Here is a 21,065-nt window from a genome sequence, read left to right as displayed (position 1 = left end):
ACAGAGTTTTAGAGCAAACTCTATTTGATCCAGTTATAAATAGACTTGAACGTCGTAATTTAATGCGAGCAATTGATAATATTAATCAGCGTTATGGAACTAAAACTGTACAGTTGGGAGTAGAAGAGATTGGGAAACAGATTTGGGCTTCAAAATGTGAAAGACGTACTCCTAATTATTTAACTAATTTAGATGAGCTATTGACCATAGAAATCTAACAATGGTCTGTGGCTTGAGAATTAATAGATAGCAATTATCTTATTGTATTCGTTTGCAAACATAGCATATTAGGCACAGCTTTCATCACGTTAGTGTTTAGATGATAAATCTTATCACCATATTTTGACTGCTTTAGAAGATAAAGTACCAACCATAAATTTTATGAGTCGGTATGTCTGAAAAGAGAGTATGTAGTAGTTCTCTTTATTTTATAGTCAAGTATTTACTTTTACAATAATGAAAACTGTTGTTAGTACTATTAAACGACAAATAAACACCCATTTTATCGACTAAGTATTAATTTTTTTAATAATTCTATTGCTAATAAAAAATAAATATGTAAATTTGTCACTGGTATTTATAGCGAATATTGTTTGTTTTTAATGCTTTTGAGCAATATATTAATTACGACACATCCTATTTACCATATGAAGAATATATGTTTTAACCTAAACTCCTTTAGCTAATTGTAAATGTGAAATAGATATGAGCGCATCAGTTATTATGTATGAAACATGATATAGTTAGTTATGTTTACAAAGTCTGAAATAATATCCTAAATCTATAGAAACAAGAAGAGTTTACTTTATTTAAATAAATAATTATGCCTAAAAACTATTATTCACTACACAAGTTGGGTAAACCTTATGGTCTAACTTGTTCGAAGATGGCAGGAATAGGACTCTGTTCCTTGCTGTTATGTTCATCTCCGCAGTATGTTTTTGCAGATGTAAATCATACTAATGCAACAGAAACTGCCCAGCAGACGTCAAAGATTAAAGGAAAAGTTGTCGATAAAACAGGACTTGCTGTTATAGGAGCAGCTGTTGGCGTGAAGGGTACAAACAATCGAACTGTAACAGACATTGACGGAAATTTTGAGTTAGATGCTAAGGTGGGAGATATTCTTGAAATCACTTATGTTGGTCACAAGCCTATCACTATTGCAGCAACTGCAGAGCCTATGAACATCACTATGGTTGAAGACTCAAAAGCTCTGGAAGAAGTGATAGTGGTGGGTTACTCAAGCACCAGTAAACGTGACTTGATAGCGTCTGTTTCGACTGTTAAAGCAGACCAAATTTCCAATATGCCTGTAGCTAATATTGCTCAAGGTTTAGCAGGTCGCTCTCCAGGTTTGATTGTTAAAGCATCTGGTGGTGGTATCAACTCCACACCTTCTATCTCTATCCGTGGTGGCGGCGAACCAATTTACGTAATCGATGGTGTAATTCGTTCTTCTGTAGATTTTGCAAACCTTTCTCCAGATGACATTCAGAGTATGTCTATCTTGAAAGATGCGTCAGCAACTGCAGTGTATGGTTCTCGTGCAACTAACGGTATTATACAGATTGTAACCAAACAAGGTAAGGAAGGTAAGATAAGTTTCGAATACGATTTTAACCAAAGCTTTGCTCAGCCAAGCATTTGGCCAAAGAAAATGAGTTCTTACGATCGTGCAATATATGCAAATATTGCTCGTGAGAACGACGGCCTTGACCCTGCTTATTCTAAGGAAGGTTTAGAACATTTCAAGAATGGTACAGATCCTCTGAACTTTGCTAATACAGATTGGCGTAGTTTAGTTTTGAATGATTGGGCTCCGATGCAGAAGCACTCCATTCGCTTGACTGGTGGAAGTGAAACGAACAGATATTATATATCACTGGGACACATTAACCAGAACTCGTTGTATAAGAATAATAACCACTGGATGAAGAGAACTAACTTCCGTATCTCTAACTCTGCTATTATTAAACAACTTGGCTTAACTATCAATACTGCTATTGATGGTTATCGTCAACACAGAACGCACCCTTACACTTCTACCGCAAGTAATTATTATGGTGTGTTCTCTCATATTAACGATAAGCCTAGTCGTTATCCAGGTCTTAATAAATTCGGCTTACCATATAATATTACAGACAACCCTGTAGCTGAAACTGCTAATGATGCTGGTTATATCCGCAATATAGAAAATGTTATTAATGGAAAGGGAGAATTAATCTGGGCAGTACCATGGGTAGAAGGCTTAAAAGTTCGTGCAGCAAGCAACTATCGCTATTATGGAGAAACTCAGAAGTCTTGGCGTAAAGACGCTGCTCAGTATGACTGGGAATCAGATTCACCTATCTATGCTAATAAACCAGTATTGGCTCACCAATCATCTACAGGTTATTCGTTCACGAATCAGGGCTTCTTAGAATATGCAAAACAGTTCAATAAACACTATGTTTCTGCATTGGGTGGTTTTGAGCAGTATTACGAAAAGACTGAATGGTACTCATCTCAACGTGAAAATTATGCATTTAACATCGATCAGATAAGTGTTGGTGATGCTAACACACAGACCAATGGTGGCGAAGAGGCTGAGATGGGACGTGCTGCATGGATTGGCCAGGTAAAATATAACTACGACAACAAGTACTATGTGGAAGGTAGTATTCGTCATGACGGCTCAGACCGTTTCGCTCCAGGTAAGCGTTGGGGTACATTCTTCAGTGGTTCTTTAGGTTGGGTTGTGACTGCCGAGAAGTTTATGCAGAAATTAGTAGAAAAGAACATCTTGAATTCATTGAAGTTACGTGCTTCATATGGTGAAACAGGTTTGGATCAAAGTGCTGGTCGCTTCCAATATATGTCTACTTATTCTTACGACCCACATGCTTACGTAATGAATGGACAGTACTATCCTGGCTTTACTGAAGGTAACTTGGCTTCTCCAGACTTGACTTGGTATACTACTAAGCAGTTTGATATGGGTTTTGATTTTTCATCTTTGAATAGTCGCCTTTATGGTTCGTTCGACTATTTCTATTACTCTACAAAGGGTTACTTGGTTGCACCTATCGGTGAAACCTACTTGAACACAGCCCTCGGTATAGGTTTGCCACGTGTCGCATCAAACTCTCAGCATCGCCGTGCAGGTATAGAACTTTCATTGGGATGGAGAGATAATATTGGTAATTTGAAGTATGATGTTACTGGTAACTTTACCATTTATAACACTATCTGGGCATTGGACGAAAGCGAAGCAGAATCTTCACGCTTAAATCCATACCACCGTACACAACAAGTAAAGCAGAACTACTATGGTGCTATGTATAAGAATCTAGGATACTATACTAGTGCAGAAGATGTATACAATTCACCTGGTATCATTAACGCCTATAACTCTGGTTATTTAACTGCTGGTGACATCAAGTACGAAGATACAAACGGTGATGGTCAGATTAACTCTGAGGACTATCGTCGCTTAGGTAGATCAAGTACTCCTCACAATCAGTTTGGTTTAAACATCAATATGAGCTACAAAGGTTTCTATTTCAGCACTTTGTTCCAGGGTTCTTTAGCTTTTGACCTGTACACATCAGGCTCATTAGCAATGCAGACTGGACAAACAGGCGATATGCCTATAGCATACGACTACCAGACAGATTTCTGGACACCTAACAACCGCAATGCTCAGTATCCACGCTTAATGTCAAATACAGGTTTGAACTCTAACAACAACTATGCTTATAGTGATTTCTGGTTGATTGATGGCTCCTACATTCGTATGAAGGACTTCCAGTTTGGTTACGATTTAAAGTATAGCTTGTTGAAAAAGGTTACTTGGCTGAACAGATGTAAAGTTGGTATCTCTGGACAGAACATCTTTACTATTTCTAAGGCTACCAAGTACGGTCTTGACCCAGAGCCAAAGGATACAGGCTATTATGGTTACCCTGTAGAAAGAACTTTAGCGTTTACACTTAATTTAGGATTTTAACTTGTAGGCAATTATGAAAAAGATAATAAAATATGGCATTTTAAGCTTGGGATTTGTTTCCATTTCTTCGTGCATGGACACTATGGATACACACCCAACTACAGTTTTTAATGACGAGGCTGTTTGGAACAGTAAGGCAACCGTAGAAGGTTTTGTATATGCCGCTTACAGCAGTGTGATTAATAATGGTTATGCAGGTTCTGGCCAGAGCGTTGGTTGGGAGGCACGTACTCCTAATTCCGTGAGATGCTCACAGGTCGGGGAAGGTATCGATGGAGTAGCTACCGAACTTGGTGTAAGCTCTGCCAATGATTTTGGTTGTAACCGTTTTGGCTTACTAAGAAAAGCAAATAAGATTATCCACAATGTAGAGGCAAGCACAGCCCTGAGCGAAGCAGAAAAGAAAGAACTTTCAGCTCATGGTTATTTAATGCGTGGAATGATTTTCTTTGATCAAGCTCGAAAGATGGGACGCTTCGTTCCAGTAACTCAGGTCTTTAGTATAGATAAACCAGATGAGGTAAAAATTCAGATGACTAAGACTGTTGCTGAAAGTTATGATATCATCATCAATGACTTAACCAAAGCAGCAGATTACTTGCCTACTACCAATATGCCGGGTCTTCCTACACGTTATGCTGCAGGAGTTTTACTTTCAAGAGCAGCTCTTCAGGCATACGCATATACCAAGGATAGCAAATATTTGGATATAGCTATAAGATATGCAACAGATGTAATCAATAACAGCGGTTCTACTCTGGCAACAAACTTAACTCCAAGCAATAGCTTGTGGAATGAGACAGATTTGTATAATCGTGAAATTCTATGGGCGTATTATCGTGAGAAGGAAAATACCAATGTACAGAGTTTTGAAGAATTAATGCGTACATATCCTAACATTTCTACCGATAATGTTAAGAACTCACTGAGTCCAGTTGCTTTAAAGCAGGCAAATGGTCAAACTTTCGAAGGTTGGGCAATTTATTTCCCTACACAAGATTTAGCTGATCAGTTCTTAGTTACAGACGAAGCCACTGGGCAAGCATTACCATGGTATGAAACTTCGCAGTATACTAATAACGTTGACATTCTTGACCCAACAACTATTACAACAGCTGGTCAGGTTGATCAATACAGCCAATTGAATGGTGACTTGCGACGTATCCCTACACCTCAAGACTTCAATCAGACCAAGAATGGTTATCCTGTATTCCAACGCTACCATAAATTGAAGGCTGGCGTAGGACGTGACCTCAGTGATCTGATGTACAAAGGCCGTGACAAGCGTTTCTATACTACAATGGTTTATGACAAGTGTACTTGGATGAATGAAAATGTGGGCTTAAATCTTGGTGGTAATATCTCAATGGGCGTACGTGATAAGGAAGATGGTGGATGGTATAACACTACTACTGGCTACTACTGGAGAAAAAGTAATATCGAAAAACCAGAACCACGTGCATACTACAACTCAAAAGTAGCTCTTCACTTTAACATTACGCGTTTAGGTGAAGCTTATTTGAACTTGGCAGAAGCACAATTACTTAAAAAGAACATTCCTGCAGCTGTTGCAGCTTTGAATGAGACTCGTACAAAGCATGGTGGTTTAGCTCCTTCTACAGCATCTACAGAAGAGCAGGCGTGGGCAGATTACATCCGTGAACGTAACTGTGAAATGGCTAATGAGACAGGAGATATTTACTACAGCTATTTACGCTGGGGTAAATACGGTGGCTACGCTAATCACGGACGAGCTGCTGGTGAAGTTGTTGCTGACCTCGATCGCCCTGCATACAAGATTGAAATTAGCCGTGATCGTAGCAAGCTAATCGTTAGTCAAGTAACATTGCTGAACAGTGCACAGCGCGTATTTACAACTAGACGTTATTTACTTCCTATCAGTCAAGACTTCTTGAATACTCGTGAAGCATATGGTATCATGGATGCTCAGAATGAAGGTTGGTAATATTTTAATATACTAAATAGTAAAAGATATGAAAAAGTTCTTATATATCATTGCTGCCATATTTATGGCGATCATACCTACTTCCTGCCTACAAAGTGGCTTGGAACATTTGGATGAATTCTCTGGCTGTGACATCACTAATGGTAATGTTTATTGGCGTTACTATGGTACTGAAAAGAATCCTGCAAGTGGAGAACCTGTGGTAAAACAAGTATATTTGGCTGCTAGTCGCAGTCAGGATGTTGAGAATCGTATTTACACTATACGCTACACAACTAAAAATATCCCAGAAGCAGAAAGGGCTAACTTTACAGAAGCAAAGGCTGTCGTTGCTTTAACGATATCAACAGCTGCTACCATTAAGCCCATCAATGGTGCACCAAATCTCGGAGTTCCTGGTGACTGGACTAAGGATAATCAGTACGAAGTGACTGCTGCGGATGGAACAAAGAAGATTTGGACCGTTGTGGTAGAACCATATCAATAATAAATTATTAACATCTTTATTGGATGTAAATAAGCAAACTTACTTTTTTAAAACATAGGCAAAAGAGAAGATAGGGGCGTTGTGAAACGCTCCTTTCTTGATAAATATAAGTAATAAACAAAAATACTATTATGGCAAAATATTTCAGTTGAAAATCTATCGTCCTTTTCCTCCTATAAATATATTAGGATTTTACTTCTATTTTTATGACATTACAAAAGGCCGATATGCATTTATAGAAAAGTTTAAGTGTTGATTTTTACATCAATTAATCAAAAATTAAGGTGAGATCATTTACAATACAAAATATTTCAGTATCTTTGTTCTCACCAATATAACATTCTTTTTTGTTATTATCCCTAAATCAGCATACAGAAATAACTGTAATCAAACAATCAATAAACTCACATACAACATGAAAATGAACAAAATTATTACCATTGCTTTGATGGTATTTTCAGTTATGGGTATTCAAACTGCAGAAGCTCAGTCCTCGTCACCTTCCACCAAATGGCATTGGGATAAAGGAACTATAGTAGTTGAAACTCCAGAGCGTCCTGCAGGGCAGGAACCAGTATTGGGACTAACTGCTAAACCTATTAAAAAAGTACGTGTGGCTTTTGTCGGATTGGGTATGCGTGGTCCATCAGCTGTTATACGTTTCTGTCAGATTCCAGGTGTAGAAATTGTAGGTCTTTGTGACTATGAGAAAGAACGAGCTGAAGCACAACAAACTCACCTGCGTAAGGCAGGTTTGGCTCCTGCTACTATATATTTTGGAGAAAAGGGATATGAAGAACTTTGCAAACGTTCAGACGTAGATCTAATTTACATTGCTACAGACTGGAATCATCATTTTCCTATAGCCAAATGCGCAATGGAAAACAATAAGCATGTTGCTGTAGAAGTACCTTCAGCTATGAATTTGGAACAATGTTGGGATCTGATAAACTTGTCTGAAAAGACACGTAAGCATTGTTTTATTCTAGAGAACTGCTGTTATGATGATTTCGAGATGAAATCATTATTAATGGCTAAAGATGGTGTTTTTGGTGAAATAATCCGTGCTGAAGGAGCTTACATACATGAGTTGTCTGAGTTCTGGACTCACTACTGGAAGGACCCAAATGACAATGATAAAGACAATCTTCACTGGCGTATGAAGTATAACCTAGAAAATCGTGGTGACATATATGCTACTCATGGTCTTGGACCTGTAGCTCAGTGTATGAACATTCATCGAGGTGATCGTTTTACAACCTTAGTTGCTATGGATACAGAAAGTTTTGCTGGTAAAGAGTGGGTAAAAAATCATACAGGAAAGGAGCCGAAAATGTTCTTAAATGGTGATCATACTACAACGTTGATGCGTACTGCTAAGGGTAAGGTTGTAGAAATCCAGCACAATGTTATGACTCCACAACCATATAACCGCTTATTCAAGTTAACAGGTACAAAGGGGTATGCAACAAAGTACCCAACAGAAGAATTTGCTATTGGAGGTCAAGCGTTAGAGGGTACTGATGCTCCAAAAATGGACGATATTAACGCCCATGGATTCTTGAACGCTGAACAGAAGAAAGCACTCATGGAAAAGTATCGCCACCCTATATTGGAAAAGTACGCTGAAAAAGGACGCCACTTGGGGCATGGTGGCATGGACTATGTAATGGATTCTCGCTTGGTTTACTGCTTGCAACATGGTTTGCCACTTGATATGGATGTATATGATATGGCAGAATGGTGTGCATTGGCAGAACTCGGTGCGCTTTCTATGAACAATAACTGTGCTGCAGTCACCTTCCCAGACTTTACACGTGGTCACTGGAATGACGTAAAAGGTTATACACATGCATATGCAACTCCAGAACAGGAAAAGGCACAAGAAACCTACTCAGCAGCATACACGGATGCACAGAAAGAAGCTACAGCTAAATTGAAGCTGTGGGAACTTTACGATGCAGCAAAAAGCGCAAAGGGTAAGGATAAATTTGCAGCTGAAAAGAAGTATAAAAAAGCTGCTGATGGTCTTAATATTCAAATTGAAAAGATTCTGAAAAAGAAGCTCTAATCTATTATAATGAAGAGAATATTTCATTTAGCATTCATAATTTGCACCGCACTCCCAGCAAATGCTACCGACGTAAAGGATGGGCTTACCATCTGGTTTAATAAGCCTATTACGTTAGCAAACAAAGCGATTTGGTGGGGGAATACACCCGAAATGTGGAAAGGTGAGAACAAGCCGGAATCAGCAGGAGATACAGCTCAGAATCCTGATTCTGATTGGGAATCTCAATCTCTCCCGCTTGGAAATGGTAGCTTAGGTGCCAATATTATGGGCTCTATAGAAGCTGAGCGCATCACATTCAACGAGAAAACCTTGTGGCGAGGCGGTCCAAATACGTCAGCTGGTGCCGATGCATATTGGAATGTGAACAAGCAGTCGGCACATTATCTGAATGAAATCCGTCAGGCATTCATCGAGGGTGACGAAAAGAAGGCTGCGTTACTGACACGCAAGAACTTTAATAGTACTGTTCCTTATGAATCTTGGAAAGAAAACCCTTTCCGCTTTGGTAATTTCACCACTATGGGTGAGTTTTATATAGAGACGGGGTTGAGTTCTATCGGTATGAGCGAGTATAAGCGTGCTCTTTCTTTGGATTCGGCGTTGGCAACAGTACAGTTTAAGAAGGATGGTGTGAGATATGAGCGTAACTATTTCATCTCCTACCCGAATAATGTCATGGTTGTACGTTTCAAGGCAGACCAACCGGGCAAGCAGAACTTAGTATTCAGCTACGAATCAAACCCAGTCTCGACGGGTAAGATGGAAGCAGATGGAAGCAATGGTTTGGTATTCAAGGCACATCTTGACAATAACCAGATGGAATATGTAGTCCGCATCCAAGCTCTAAACCAAGGTGGTACCATCAGTAATGACAATGGGAAGTTGAGTATCAATGGTGCTAACGAAGTTGTTTTCTTGATTACAGCGGACACAGACTATAAAGTCAACTTCAATCCAGACTTTAAGAACCCTCGAGCATACGTAGGTGTGAACCCATCAGAGACAACTGCTGCATGGATGAAAAAGGCTGTGGCACAAGGTTATGATGCTTTACTTCAAGTACATTACAAGGATTATGCCTCTTTGTTCAACCGCGTTTCTTTGACGTTGAATGATGGACAAAAAACTCAAGACATCCCAACCCCACAGCGTTTGATAAACTATCGCAAGGGTAAGGAAGATTATTACTTAGAGGAACTATACTACCAGTTTGGCCGCTATCTGCTGATTGCCAGTTCACGTCCAGGCAACCTACCAGCTAACCTGCAAGGTATCTGGCACAATAATGTAGACGGACCATGGCGAGTAGACTATCACAACAATATTAATATACAGATGAACTATTGGCCAGCAGGCTCTACAAACTTATCAGAATGTACGCTTCCGCTGATAGACTTCATCCGTACGTTAGTTAAGCCGGGTGAGAAGACAGCGAAAGCTTATTTCGGTGCAAGAGGTTGGACGGCTTCTATCTCTGGAAACATCTTCGGGTTCACTGCACCATTGGAAAGTGAAGATATGTCATGGAATTTCAATCCTATGGCGGGTCCGTGGCTTGCTACTCACGTGTGGGATTACTACGACTATACACGAGATAAGAAGTTCTTGAAGGAGGTGGGATATGACCTCATCAAGAGTAGTGCTATCTTCGCCGTTGATTATCTATGGAAGAAGCCAGATGGTACTTATACAGCAGCACCTTCAACCTCTCCTGAGCATGGACCGATAGATGAAGGTACGACTTTCGTACATGCGGTAATCCGTGAGATATTGATGAATGCCATAGATGCTTCGAAAGTCTTGAATGTAGATAAAAAGGAGCGTAAGCAATGGGAAGAAGTATTGAGAAAAATCGCACCCTATAAGGTAGGACGCTATGGTCAGTTGTTGGAATGGTCGAAGGATATTGACGATCCAAACGATCAGCATCGCCATGTGAACCACTTGTTCGGCTTACATCCTGGACATACTGTTTCACCTATCACAACGCCAGCATTGGCAGAGGCATCAAAGGTGGTGCTGAATCATCGTGGTGACGGAGCTACAGGATGGAGTATGGGATGGAAGCTCAACCAGTGGGCACGCCTGCATGATGGAAACCGTGCATATAAACTCTTTGGAAACTTGCTAAAGAATGGTACATTAGATAACCTGTGGGACACTCATCCTCCTTTCCAGATTGATGGTAACTTTGGTGGCACGGCTGGTGTAACCGAAATGCTGATGCAAAGTCACATGGGCTTTATCCATTTACTGCCAGCATTGCCAGATGCTTGGAAAGATGGAGAAGTGAGGGGTCTTTGTGCTAAGGGTAACTTTGAGTTAGACATCCGCTGGAAGAACGGTAGTTTGTCTTCCGTTACTGTTCTTTCAAAAGATGGAGGCAACTGTGAGTTAAGATACAAAGATGACAAGTTTGTATTAAAGACGAACAAGCGAAAGACCTATACTTTAAACTATATCAACGGAAAGTTTGTGCCAGTTAATGGTTAAGCGTATTATAATATTAAGAAAACAAAGGAATCTGTTTAATAACTGATTCCTTTGTTCTTTTCTGGCATCTATATTCGCAGTTTCTATTTACTCGCATTGCAGATAAACCTCTGACAGTTTGAATTTATGTGGACAGCAAAATCTTAAGGCTTTGCTTTTACAATAAAATATTGTTTTGTTAGTAAGAATTATGATAGTTGCCTTTTCCTATTTTCCTTTACCTTACTTACAATTCTTTGTATGTCAGTTTGGGAAAGAATCCAGTATTCTTTTTCTCCTCAATAATCTTATAAAGTTCTATATTACTATCAATTTTAGAAATGAGTTTTTTATAGAATTGACACTTCTCCTTATTCACTCGTTTACCAAAGTATATAGCTTTAATTTTTATATGATAAAATGCTGAAAGATCTTTAAAATTGCTTTTATTATATATTCTAATTGCCCTAACCTCATGTTCATCTTTCCATATAGGGTCTTTGACAGATAGTATATGCATGATCTTTTCGTCAACACTACCTTTTACTATAGGAAGTTGATTTTGATAATCAATTTTTGTCAATTTCCAGTCTTTATTATAATCCCCTGTTATTTGTAATTCAAAACAGCATCCTTTATGGCTGTCTGCATAGTGTGACCACATTAAGAAATTATCAGGAAAATCCTGCTTGCCTTCCTGTTTTGTCATTAAAGAGCAGATTCTTGTAGCTTCAAGTTGTCCATATATCTCTTTGAAATCGTCTTTAACCAAACCTTCACGATTAAACTTACCCTCCATTGGATCATTCAACTCTTTGTATACAGCACCGTAAAGTTTTTTGTTGAGAATAATTTCGATGATACGTTCAAACTTATCAAGTCTTTGGAACTTATAATATGTTTTATCTTTCAATTCACACATATTTATCTTGTTTTTAGTGATAACGCAACTGGTTAATAATCTGTATTTTGTTTAGCTAAAATGTTTTTATAATTATTCTATTATACTGTCATATTATTATAACATCATCAACGCATATTATAATTGTTTATGACTTGATGGTGATTGTAATTTCTACTATCTTTTAAAGCTAACTCCTTCAGTATTAAGGTCTTCTTCTGTCTGTAGCTCATTTCTTTCCACAATACTGTAATTGTTTTCTTTAAGCTTTGCAAGAAGTAACAGACCTATTGGTTTGACCTCATCGATGAAGTCCTAATCCATATTGAAATTCCATACCTTTTTCAAATCTTTCCGTGAAGTATTTGATTTCTCGTCGGGGAAGTCCTATATTTTCTGCCATATTCTCCCAATACTTCATGTTTCTTGTTACATCCATTATAATCCCTCTTGCGGTTATTTCATCCAGCATATAAAGCTCATGGGCATTGTAAAGGCTGTTGAGAGAACTATCGTTTGTGTTGGTATCGATAAGCAATGCTTGAAATATACCATTTGTAGGGTTCATGTCGTATGCAGGAGATAATTCCCAACCCTCCCTTCCAAGCAGGAACGAATGATTTCTAAAGTGATCGTCTGTATTACCAATACAGATATTGAAGGCAACTCGCTTGTATAGTTCTTCTAAATTAGCCTCTATATGGTTGCCACCTCTTGAAATGATAAAATCCACAATATCCAAATAGCCTTTTCCTGTTCTTTGTCCGTCGCCATCAGTGAAGCCAAGGACGGTGAGAGAAGAAGCCATGTGGATTCTCTTGTTGTCTTCTGTTCTATCAAATCTCTTAGAGAGAAGTATATCTTGATCATTCCCTGCCCTAATTATCTGTGTTTCGGCAACATTGATACCACATTCCTTAGCCATCAGATGAGCGAAATGTTCCCAGCGTGACATGTTAATGTCGTCATTGATAGAAGGGAATTTGGCAAGATAAAGATGACCGTCACTTTGCACACAAGCCTTTGGTCGTGCGCCACCCATCGAAGAACCAGGCTGGAAAAGCCTCTGTACCCACTTCTGTTCTGGTTCCAAATGCTTATACTCGCTTTTCTCAATCTCTTTAGCAGCTTGTAAAAGTTCGGCAATGTGTATAGCAGGCGGAACGCTATAACCAGGCGTAGAGCTGATAAATACTCCGCTATCTGGATCCTTAAAGCGAAAACCACCCATACGCAGCTCGTCTTCCACACCTTTAAGATAGTCCCAATCAGATAAGGTATGGCTTGATTTCCCTTCTGTCTCAAGTGAAGTACGCAAGTCAATCAGTCGTCGCCCCCATCTGTCAGGGAGAGCATCAGAAAAACAACCGAAGATATGGTTATCTCGGCTATATTGTACCCCAGTATATGGGCGGAGGTCTTGCCCAAAGTCAATTTTAGGAAAGGTTCTGAGCCAGTTTTTATCAAACTCAAAAGAAAACACATCAGAGCCTCTTAGGTATTCATGCCCAAGAGTACCTACCTTCTCTTCCTTATCCATCCAGTCGAAACTGGCTATCACATCTAATTTTTCCATATGTTATCTTTTTGAAGCTCGTTTCTTATTCTTAATGCCTAAGTCCTGTACCATGTGTCCCAATTCATCATCTTTTGCCAAGTAAAGAATATCATCTTCGAGTTGCAGGGCATTGAGTACTCTCATTACCACGCCAATTGACACTGTAGGTTCACCTTTCTCCAAACGTGAGAGAGTGAGCCTGGTACATTGCGCACGTTGTGCGACCTGATCCATGGTCAGGTCTCTTCGTAATCTGGCGAGGCGAATTTGTTCTCCCACTACATTCAGTTTCTCTTGAAGTGCCCTAGTCATCCAGTTGGCTTTGGTGAATTTCGTCATAATGTATCTTTTATAGTACAAAGATACGAAAAAAAGTTTAGTTTATAATACTTTATTTGTTTTTCTTATATTTATTTGATAACCTTTATTTCAAAGTTAATCAAATATAAAGTTTTGCCCCACTTTTTACCCCACTTTTTACTGATGTAAAATAAATTCACTACAGAGTTAATTTGAAAAGTAAAATAACCGATTTCTTGAACCCCTTGTTTTTGCCCCACTTTTTGCCCCACTTTATTTTACGAAGTATTAGAACCTAAGTTATCAATAAATAAAATATCATTTCAAATTATATCAGTAACTACTTGACGTTCTGATAATTTTGATATGATTTGATATAAATCTTTAATGATTTTGTATAGAAGTCCACTTCCCTCTCTCTCCGCTTTAGGTACTCTGAAATGAACATCAGAGAGAAATCTAAGAAAATCGTAAGTATCATAGCTACAAGTAGTTATGATACTTTTCTTTTATACCCATCCCAAATTTCAGAGTATGCACGGAGGGGGCAGAAACTCCCAAAATGCTCTAAAAAGGCTACAATCAGGCTACACATTTTCAAGGCAAAATAAAAATGTAGCCAAGAGTACATACAGAGTACATAAGGAGTATGCGTAAATTACTGCTATTCAAACAAATATGTTGAACTTTGCAGCGTGATTACAGAGGTGTTTTTGTTACCATACACCACTTCGGGCAACAATGTGTCCGACAAGCCACGGCTACAGATGGCAGGTGTTAGGACAAGACTTCTGTTCAGGCTACAACTAAAAGCAGTAAAATGTATGAAAGCTATTTTCAGAGCAGTCTTCTATCTCAGAAGCAATTATGTGAACAAGGAGGGCAAGACCCCCGTCATGCTGAGAATCTATCTCAACAACGAACGCCTTTCCATCGGCTCGACGGGCATTGCTGTCCAACAGTCCCAATGGGACAGGGAGAAGGAACGGTTGAAGGGAAGGACAACTGAAGCACTTTCCACCAACCTCGAACTTGACAACATTCAGAGCGGACTCCAGACCATCTTCAAGAAAGTCGAGATGACGGACGAGGTGTCCTTGGAGCGTATCAAGTCGGAGTATCTTGGTAAGAAGGAGGATGTGGACACCCTAATGAGCCTCTTCAACAAACACAACAGTGACGTTGCACGGCAGGTAGGCGTGTCGGTCGAAGCAGCAACCTTACAGAAATACAACGTCTGCAAGAAACACTTCTCAAATTTCCTTCGTGACAAATACGGTCGATCTGACATCCGCCTGTCCGAACTCGGCTATATCGTGATACACGACTTCGACATTTATCTTAGAACGGTTGTCGGGCAGAATCCCAACACCGCCACGAGGATGATGAAAACCTTCAAGACAATCACCATTCTGGGCAGGAAACTTGGTGTCCTGCACCATGATCCGTTCCTCAACATCCGTTTTCACATGGAACCGGTCAATCGTGGATTTCTCACAGACGAGGAAATCCTTAAAATTGCCAACAAGGATTTCGGCATCGGTCGTTTGGAACTTGTAAGGGACGTGTTCGTATTCTCGTGCTTCACGGGACTTGCGTACATAGACGTGTACAACCTCGCTCCAGAAAACATCGTCACGCTCAACGGCAAGCAGTGGATAATGACCAAGCGGCAGAAGACGAGCGTGGAGACCAACGTCCTTTTACTCGATATACCCAAGAGCATCATTGCAAAATATAGTGGCAAGACCTATCGTGACGGCAAACTTTTCCCCATGCTGACGAATCAAAAACTGAACAGTTATCTGAAAGAAATTGCCGATATTTGCGGTATCAAAAAGAACCTGACCTTCCACCTCGCCCGGCACACATTTGCCACGATGTCCCTATCCAAGGGAGTTCCCATCGAATCCGTAAGTAAGATGTTAGGACACACCAACATCAAGACAACGCAAATTTACGCCCGTATTACCAATAAGAAGATAGAACACGATATGGATGAACTGGCTGACAAGTTGGGTACTTTCAATACGGCATTAGGCATTTCCTCAAAATAATGTATATAATTCTAAAATTTTGAATTTATGACAACAACAAAGAAAGAACTTTCCTACTTCCGTCTGAAGTTGGAAGCGTATCTCGGAGAGCATTTCCCTGAGAGAGAGAATGACAATGCGTTTGTAACCGCTCGCGCAGACGAGGCATTGACGGCTTACTGCGATGCCGTGGCGCAAGGGTTCTCCTACCCCGAAGCAGAGACGATGGCAAGCGAGGTGCTGTACCACGACCTACACTTCTCAAAGTATGATACCATTGTTTCCGTACTGGAGCAGGAGTTTGAGAAGGAACTGCCAAGTCCGCTTCCCGAAAGGTTAGCACTAATCCTGCTGAAAAACAAGGCAATTCAAGCGGTATTTGCTAAGTACGAACTCACAGACAACTTTGCGGCAGGTACAGAATACGACAAACTGTACACCGAACTGACTGGTACAATCGTGCTGCTCATTGAGGTCAATGGTCTGCCGACGATAGGCGGTGAGAACATGGCTTGATACTTCACCATCGGGGGCTTTTGTAGTATCAAGAGCCAAGATAAACGCTCCACTCCACACGTCAAGAGTTTTGCAAACACTTGTCTTTGTGTCGTGTGCGCATCTTGTTATCGCTCTTGAAACTATTAAAAGCCTCGATTATGAATAATATAATCATCATGAATCAAGACATTCATCAGCCCGCCTTCATCAAGGCAGACGCATCGTATAAAACCGAGAAGAACAGGCAGCCACCGAGTTCTCCCAAGCAAGTCCGCCGCTTCGGTTGGACACGCTTCATCGAACTCGCTGTTCTGCTTTCCATCGTTATCGGTGCGGTTTACCTCATCTCGAAGATAGTTACGCCGCAAGTCGTAACCGCCGTTTCGGTTATTCTCGGTTTCCTGATACTACGCTTCATTGTCAGAGTGATACTGCAAGTAACCTTTACAATCCTGCGTTGGCTGTTCTGACTTGCCGTCATCTTGGCAATCCTGCTCTGTGTGCTCTAAGGCACAAGGAAAGATATTCTTCGATTCATTCTTCTTTATGGGTGGTTATCTCGATTGAGGTAGCCACCTTTTTCATTTTCCATACTGGCGTTGCACTTTCGCTTCTCACGTCCACATATTCCACTTTGATATGCCATAAGTCGGTGCTGATTTCTTTTTATTCGCAAAGGTAGTAAGGGGCTACGGCTTGCACAAGGTCAGTGCCTTTGGTTTGTACGGAAAATCTCCACACCTACATTTCATTTCGGGTAGTATTTTCCTACAAAACCTTGTGCCGGCTGCGCCCCCTACCTTGTTCTTGCTACAAAAAGGAATCAGCATACTCCGATCTTTGGACGCATAAAAAAAATGTCATTATGGAACAGCAGAAAGTAAATATCACATCTTCGATGAAGAAAAAAGGATATAGCTCCTCCTCTCATTACCGCATAAGTTCGGTGGTTGATGAAAGTGAGCGTTTGGTGGCAACTAAGTTTGTGCAGTGGGATGTTGAGCCTTTGGAAACTTTGAGCCACAGCAAGGTTTATTTATTGCGTGTGAAACTCAATCGTGGGGAGCGAATGAGCCGTGAGGAAAAGAATTGGCTTGCCGAAGCGGTGAACACTAACACCTACTTCCGTACAGCCGTACCCCTTATGGGTTATCGGTTTGACTTTATGGACGTATTGAAGAAGTATTTGGTCAATCAATACGGACATTGGGCAGAGTATTACGCACCCGACAGAACAAGCCTAAGAGCCTACCTATATGGACGCATCAATCAAATAGTAGAAATTCCCAAATATTAAACGACTATGAAAGGAACAGAACATTTTACGAGAGCAATAGCCGAGTATCTCAATCAGCGTGCAGCGACAGACCCTTTGTTTGCGCCCAACTTGATGAAGCCTAACAAGAGCATCGAGGAGTGTGTAACCTACATCTTGAACCAAGTGCAGGCGAGTGGCTGCAATGGATTTGAGGACGATGAAATCTACTCAATGGCGGTACACTACTATGACGAGGATGAAATTGAAGTAGGAAAGGAAATCACTTGCAGAGTGGCAGTAAATCATCTTGTAGAACTCACAGAGGAGGAGAAAGCCGAAGCAAGGCAAGAAGCCATCAAGCAGTACCAACGTGAGGAACTCGCCAAGATACAGAGCCGTAACGCAAGACCACAAAAGAAAGAAACGGCAGAGGTTGCACAACCTTCATTGTTTGACTTCTAAAAAGCAAAGACTATGGAACGATACGATTTAAGCGAAGCACGCATCTATGTAGGCACTTATGCCAAGTACAACGAAGGCTCACTAAGAGGTAAGTGGATAGACCTTTCTGATTGTTACGACCAAGACGAGTTTATGGAGGTATGCCACGAACTCCACCAAGACGAGGAAGAACCCGAATTGATGTTCCAAGATTGGGAGAACATACCCGAAGAACTCATTGACGAGGGGCATTTGGATAGCAACTTCTTTGAACTGAGGGACGAGGTGGAGAATTTGGACGGTATGAATGTGAGTGCCTTTTGGATATGGGTAGAGAATACCGGCAAGGATTTAACCGAGTCCGTCTATTACCTAATGAGACAATTCAATTCCGCTTTTGTAGGCAGATATGTGAACAAAGAAGAGTTTGCAAGGGAAATAGTAAGTATGGAACACGAACTATCCGAGTTTGCAGAACGATATTTCGATTATGACAAGTATGCGGACGAACTCTTTGACGAGGGGTATTGGTTTGAGAGTGGATATGTATTCCGCGACGAGTAAAACAAGGAGGACAGAAAATGAAACCAAGAAATAAATATGAGAAGGCAGTCCTTGCCGAGAGTAAGCACCTTCGCCCGATAACCAAGACACAGAGCAAATGGGCATTCCGTGAATGTATAGACCATTTCGCCTACCGACTGCCCAAAGGTCGCACAACGTGTATGGATTGTGGGCATAGTTGGACAATAGAAAAGCCTACGGACACTTGCACCTGCCCCCATTGCGGGGCAAGGTTGCAGGTCAAGGGAACCTTTCAACGCAAGATTAGGCAGAAGCAGTACTTTACGATACTTACCGCTTGCGGAGAGTACCAAGTACTAAGAATGTTTCTTCTTTCCGTGGAAATGGAGAAAGGTTGCAAGGCATCTTCATATACCTTTGAAATCGGTCAGTATTGGTGGAACGCACAAGGAAGAAAAACGATTATTGCCGTTCAACGAACATTAGGCAGATACATTGACACCTTTTCTTTCTGTTCGCCAATGGCAGTACGCAACGACAACGAAGCCTACCGCCATATATCGTACTCACCGATATATCCCAAGTTCAAGGTTACGGACACACTCCGCAGGAATGGTTTTGAGGACAACTTCCACAATATAGTGCCTACTGAACTCATACCAGCATTGCTTTCCGATAGCCGTGTAGAAACCTTGTTGAAGTCGGGACAAATCCCGCTACTCAAATTCTTCATGCACAATGGTCGAAGAAGCATTGATAGCTATTGGGCATCTATCCGCATCTGTTTGCGAAACGGCTACCATATAGAGGACGGAAGTCTATGGTGTGATATGGTGGATATGCTCAATCAATTAGGCAAGGATATTCACAATGCCAAGTATGTTTGCCCCACCGACCTAAGAGCAGCGCACGACCATTACCAAACCAAGCGCAGGGCAAGGCAGGAGCGTGAGAACATTATCAAGAAGCGCAAGGAAGCGATGGAAGCCGAACAAGCATACAAGCAACTCAAAGCAAAATTCTTTGGCATAGAGTTTACGGACGGCATTATCCGCATCCACGTTTTGGAGAGTGTGCAGGAGCATTTGGAGGAAGGCACGGCAATGCATCATTGCGTATATGACGCACACTATTACAGCAAACCGCAGTCGCTTATCTTCTCTGCAACAAAGGACGGCGAGCGCATCGAGACCATCGAGGTATCATTGGAAACAATGAAAGTGGTGCAAAGTCGTGGAGTGTACAACAAGAACACTGAGTACCACGAGCAGATACTCGCCTTGATGCAGAAGAATATGAGGATGATAGAGCAGAGAGCAACCGCATAACAATCCATTAAACAAGGGAATATGAAAGTACAGGTAGAAGGCATTATTTGTAATTGGGCAGATGAGATACCCAACGTCATCGTGAGAGTTATCAATGCCATAAGCATAGCCGAGAACAAGGAGGAGTTGCAGACCGCACTCCTCCAAATCTCCCAAGAAACGGAACTTGACAAGTTCTTTGTCTATGGTTACGGAGCGCATCACTTTTGGCTCACTCATCGCAGGTTATCGAATGGCGAGCCGATGGAACACAGATTACTCATTGCTGAATTTTGAAAATATGGAAAGAAAAGTTTACAGAGTACGCACCCAATACGTTTTTGAAGGTGTGTTTGAGGTAGTAGCCACAAACCGAGAGGAAGCCGAGCGCAAAATCCTTGAAGATTGTGGTATGGTGATGGGCAGAGGAGTACATACCATCCTGTCCGATGAACAAATCAACTGGGCTTTTGAAACCCACCCCGAAGAACGGATAATTGAAACTATTGAAAAGTCCTAACACAATGAGCCACGCAACCTCAAAAATTGCGTGGCTTCTTTTCTTTCTCTTTGAACAAGCAGGCGACCAAAGAAAAGAAGCAAAAGAAAGTCGCAAGAGTTATTTTGCCAATATTATATATCACACAAAATAAAAGATGAACCAAATTAGATTTTAGATGGAGTCCCTTCCTATTTGGGATGCATCTCAATCTGCCCCACACGATAGTTTTCGTCTATCTTGTGGATACGGAAAATGAAGACTCGCTTATTGTCAGCAAGGAAGTTGATAAGCACTGTGTCGAACTTGTCAGCAGTGATGTAGTTCTCTTCTATATTGTAGTCAGCTAGCGCTCCAGTAACCACATCTGCGATACGGTTAAAATCATCAAAGAAAGGCTTCACCTTGTCGTCAGGAGTGGAGGTACAGAACTGAAACTGTTTACCACCAAGCATGTTGTGCTGATAGAATCTGAATATCGGCACAATTATATTATCCTTGCCTGAGATAACTTTGTCACGGTCGCTGAACCATCCGAATATCTCTATCGGCAATTTCTCAAGAACCTTCACCGATACATATGCCCCGAGAAATGCCGTAATCAAGATGTCGTTGAACAATTTAATGTCAGGATTCTTGCCGTTAAGCGTTGCGAGTTGCTGGTTTATTGTATTCACCACTTTCTCATAATGCTTTAGAATTTCTTTATTGCAAGCCGTTTTCTTCCATTCTTCATAGCAGTCGCATATTGG

Annotated in this window: 19 protein-coding genes; 15 read left to right on the top strand and 4 right to left on the bottom strand. The window is 40.8% G+C overall.

The features are described from left to right. The 6 genes from HMPREF9420_RS14820 to HMPREF9420_RS12250 form a co-directional block, all read left to right on the top strand. Positions 1-218 (top strand): DUF4113 domain-containing protein (locus HMPREF9420_RS14820; RefSeq protein ID WP_007136051.1); only part of this gene is annotated, 218 nt, incomplete at its 5' end. Positions 219-823: 605 nt separating this feature from the next. Then, positions 824-3,991 (top strand): SusC/RagA family TonB-linked outer membrane protein, encoded by a 3,168-nt coding sequence (locus HMPREF9420_RS12270; protein ID WP_007136050.1) that lies wholly within the window; start codon positions 824-826, stop codon positions 3,989-3,991. A gap of 13 nt (positions 3,992-4,004) precedes the next feature. Next, positions 4,005-5,957, top strand: a complete 1,953-nt coding sequence (locus tag HMPREF9420_RS12265) for a RagB/SusD family nutrient uptake outer membrane protein (RefSeq protein WP_007136049.1) — start codon at positions 4,005-4,007, stop codon at positions 5,955-5,957. 28 nt (positions 5,958-5,985) lie between these two features. Then, positions 5,986-6,444 carry a DUF5018-related domain-containing protein gene (locus HMPREF9420_RS12260; RefSeq protein WP_007136048.1) on the top strand — a complete coding sequence of 153 codons (459 nt, stop codon included), beginning with the start codon at positions 5,986-5,988 and terminating at the stop codon, positions 6,442-6,444. A gap of 415 nt (positions 6,445-6,859) precedes the next feature. Further along, positions 6,860-8,515: a Gfo/Idh/MocA family protein gene (locus HMPREF9420_RS12255; protein ID WP_007136046.1), complete on the top strand. Its 1,656-nt coding sequence runs from the start codon at positions 6,860-6,862 to the stop codon at positions 8,513-8,515. 9 nt (positions 8,516-8,524) lie between these two features. After that, complete coding sequence (locus tag HMPREF9420_RS12250; RefSeq protein WP_007136045.1) at positions 8,525-11,011, top strand: glycoside hydrolase family 95 protein; 2,487 nt, start codon at positions 8,525-8,527, stop codon at positions 11,009-11,011. Positions 11,012-11,237: 226 nt separating this feature from the next. Here the strand turns inward: HMPREF9420_RS12250 and HMPREF9420_RS12245 are convergent, their stop codons facing one another. The 3 genes from HMPREF9420_RS12245 to HMPREF9420_RS12235 form a co-directional block, all read right to left on the bottom strand. Continuing rightward, positions 11,238-11,912 (bottom strand): DUF2971 domain-containing protein, encoded by a 675-nt coding sequence (locus tag HMPREF9420_RS12245; protein WP_007136044.1) that lies wholly within the window; start codon positions 11,910-11,912, stop codon positions 11,238-11,240. A 280-nt stretch (positions 11,913-12,192) separates the two neighbouring features. Continuing rightward, a complete protein-coding gene (locus HMPREF9420_RS12240; protein ID WP_007136043.1) occupies positions 12,193-13,467 on the bottom strand; it encodes a type II toxin-antitoxin system HipA family toxin in 1,275 nt (424 codons plus the stop codon). Positions 13,468-13,470: 3 nt separating this feature from the next. Next, a complete protein-coding gene (locus HMPREF9420_RS12235) occupies positions 13,471-13,788 on the bottom strand; it encodes a helix-turn-helix domain-containing protein (RefSeq protein WP_007136042.1) in 318 nt (105 codons plus the stop codon). A 785-nt stretch (positions 13,789-14,573) separates the two neighbouring features. Here HMPREF9420_RS12235 and HMPREF9420_RS12230 point away from each other — a divergent pair. From HMPREF9420_RS12230 to HMPREF9420_RS12190, 9 genes are all read left to right on the top strand, one after another. Continuing rightward, the gene (locus tag HMPREF9420_RS12230) at positions 14,574-15,806 is read left to right on the top strand and encodes a site-specific integrase (protein WP_187116451.1); all 1,233 of its coding nucleotides are present in this window, start codon (positions 14,574-14,576) and stop codon (positions 15,804-15,806) included. A 27-nt stretch (positions 15,807-15,833) separates the two neighbouring features. After that, the gene (locus HMPREF9420_RS12225) at positions 15,834-16,301 is read left to right on the top strand and encodes a DUF1896 domain-containing protein (protein ID WP_006948380.1); all 468 of its coding nucleotides are present in this window, start codon (positions 15,834-15,836) and stop codon (positions 16,299-16,301) included. Between the two features lie 140 nt (positions 16,302-16,441). Then, positions 16,442-16,753: a hypothetical protein gene (locus tag HMPREF9420_RS12220; RefSeq protein ID WP_007136039.1), complete on the top strand. Its 312-nt coding sequence runs from the start codon at positions 16,442-16,444 to the stop codon at positions 16,751-16,753. 395 nt (positions 16,754-17,148) lie between these two features. Next, a complete protein-coding gene (locus tag HMPREF9420_RS12215; protein ID WP_006948377.1) occupies positions 17,149-17,580 on the top strand; it encodes a hypothetical protein in 432 nt (143 codons plus the stop codon). Positions 17,581-17,586: 6 nt separating this feature from the next. Then, on the top strand, positions 17,587-18,003 hold the full coding sequence (locus HMPREF9420_RS12210) for a PcfK-like family protein (protein WP_004352302.1): 417 nt from the start codon (positions 17,587-17,589) through the stop codon (positions 18,001-18,003). A 12-nt stretch (positions 18,004-18,015) separates the two neighbouring features. Next, positions 18,016-18,546 (top strand): antirestriction protein ArdA, encoded by a 531-nt coding sequence (locus HMPREF9420_RS12205; protein WP_007136038.1) that lies wholly within the window; start codon positions 18,016-18,018, stop codon positions 18,544-18,546. Positions 18,547-18,563: 17 nt separating this feature from the next. Continuing rightward, complete coding sequence (locus HMPREF9420_RS12200) at positions 18,564-19,835, top strand: PcfJ domain-containing protein (RefSeq protein ID WP_007136037.1); 1,272 nt, start codon at positions 18,564-18,566, stop codon at positions 19,833-19,835. 21 nt (positions 19,836-19,856) lie between these two features. Next, positions 19,857-20,111: a hypothetical protein gene (locus HMPREF9420_RS12195; RefSeq protein WP_004378742.1), complete on the top strand. Its 255-nt coding sequence runs from the start codon at positions 19,857-19,859 to the stop codon at positions 20,109-20,111. Positions 20,112-20,115: 4 nt separating this feature from the next. Further along, positions 20,116-20,334 carry a hypothetical protein gene (locus HMPREF9420_RS12190; protein WP_007136036.1) on the top strand — a complete coding sequence of 73 codons (219 nt, stop codon included), beginning with the start codon at positions 20,116-20,118 and terminating at the stop codon, positions 20,332-20,334. A 170-nt stretch (positions 20,335-20,504) separates the two neighbouring features. On the opposite strand, the gene HMPREF9420_RS12185 is transcribed toward HMPREF9420_RS12190, so the two are convergent. Continuing rightward, positions 20,505-21,065, bottom strand: a 561-nt coding sequence (locus tag HMPREF9420_RS12185) for a hypothetical protein (protein WP_007136034.1), incomplete at its 5' end; no start/stop codon positions are given.

Origin of the sequence: Segatella salivae DSM 15606 (assembly GCF_000185845.1) — a bacterium.
GTDB classification, from domain to species: domain Bacteria; phylum Bacteroidota; class Bacteroidia; order Bacteroidales; family Bacteroidaceae; genus Prevotella; species Prevotella salivae.
Note: the sequence above shows the minus strand (reverse complement) of the source record. Positions and strands in the feature narration are given on the sequence as shown.

Coding starts and splice junctions, on each gene's coding strand:
- HMPREF9420_RS12270 (WP_007136050.1), top strand. CDS start 824: ATGCCTAAAAACTATTATTCACTACACAAGTTGGGTAAACCTTATGGT.
- HMPREF9420_RS12265 (WP_007136049.1), top strand. CDS start 4,005: ATGAAAAAGATAATAAAATATGGCATTTTAAGCTTGGGATTTGTTTCC.
- HMPREF9420_RS12260 (WP_007136048.1), top strand. CDS start 5,986: ATGAAAAAGTTCTTATATATCATTGCTGCCATATTTATGGCGATCATA.
- HMPREF9420_RS12255 (WP_007136046.1), top strand. CDS start 6,860: ATGAAAATGAACAAAATTATTACCATTGCTTTGATGGTATTTTCAGTT.
- HMPREF9420_RS12250 (WP_007136045.1), top strand. CDS start 8,525: ATGAAGAGAATATTTCATTTAGCATTCATAATTTGCACCGCACTCCCA.
- HMPREF9420_RS12245 (WP_007136044.1), bottom strand. CDS start 11,912: ATGTGTGAATTGAAAGATAAAACATATTATAAGTTCCAAAGACTTGAT.
- HMPREF9420_RS12240 (WP_007136043.1), bottom strand. CDS start 13,467: ATGGAAAAATTAGATGTGATAGCCAGTTTCGACTGGATGGATAAGGAA.
- HMPREF9420_RS12235 (WP_007136042.1), bottom strand. CDS start 13,788: ATGACGAAATTCACCAAAGCCAACTGGATGACTAGGGCACTTCAAGAG.
- HMPREF9420_RS12230 (WP_187116451.1), top strand. CDS start 14,574: ATGAAAGCTATTTTCAGAGCAGTCTTCTATCTCAGAAGCAATTATGTG.
- HMPREF9420_RS12225 (WP_006948380.1), top strand. CDS start 15,834: ATGACAACAACAAAGAAAGAACTTTCCTACTTCCGTCTGAAGTTGGAA.
- HMPREF9420_RS12220 (WP_007136039.1), top strand. CDS start 16,442: ATGAATAATATAATCATCATGAATCAAGACATTCATCAGCCCGCCTTC.
- HMPREF9420_RS12215 (WP_006948377.1), top strand. CDS start 17,149: ATGGAACAGCAGAAAGTAAATATCACATCTTCGATGAAGAAAAAAGGA.
- HMPREF9420_RS12210 (WP_004352302.1), top strand. CDS start 17,587: ATGAAAGGAACAGAACATTTTACGAGAGCAATAGCCGAGTATCTCAAT.
- HMPREF9420_RS12205 (WP_007136038.1), top strand. CDS start 18,016: ATGGAACGATACGATTTAAGCGAAGCACGCATCTATGTAGGCACTTAT.
- HMPREF9420_RS12200 (WP_007136037.1), top strand. CDS start 18,564: ATGAAACCAAGAAATAAATATGAGAAGGCAGTCCTTGCCGAGAGTAAG.
- HMPREF9420_RS12195 (WP_004378742.1), top strand. CDS start 19,857: ATGAAAGTACAGGTAGAAGGCATTATTTGTAATTGGGCAGATGAGATA.
- HMPREF9420_RS12190 (WP_007136036.1), top strand. CDS start 20,116: ATGGAAAGAAAAGTTTACAGAGTACGCACCCAATACGTTTTTGAAGGT.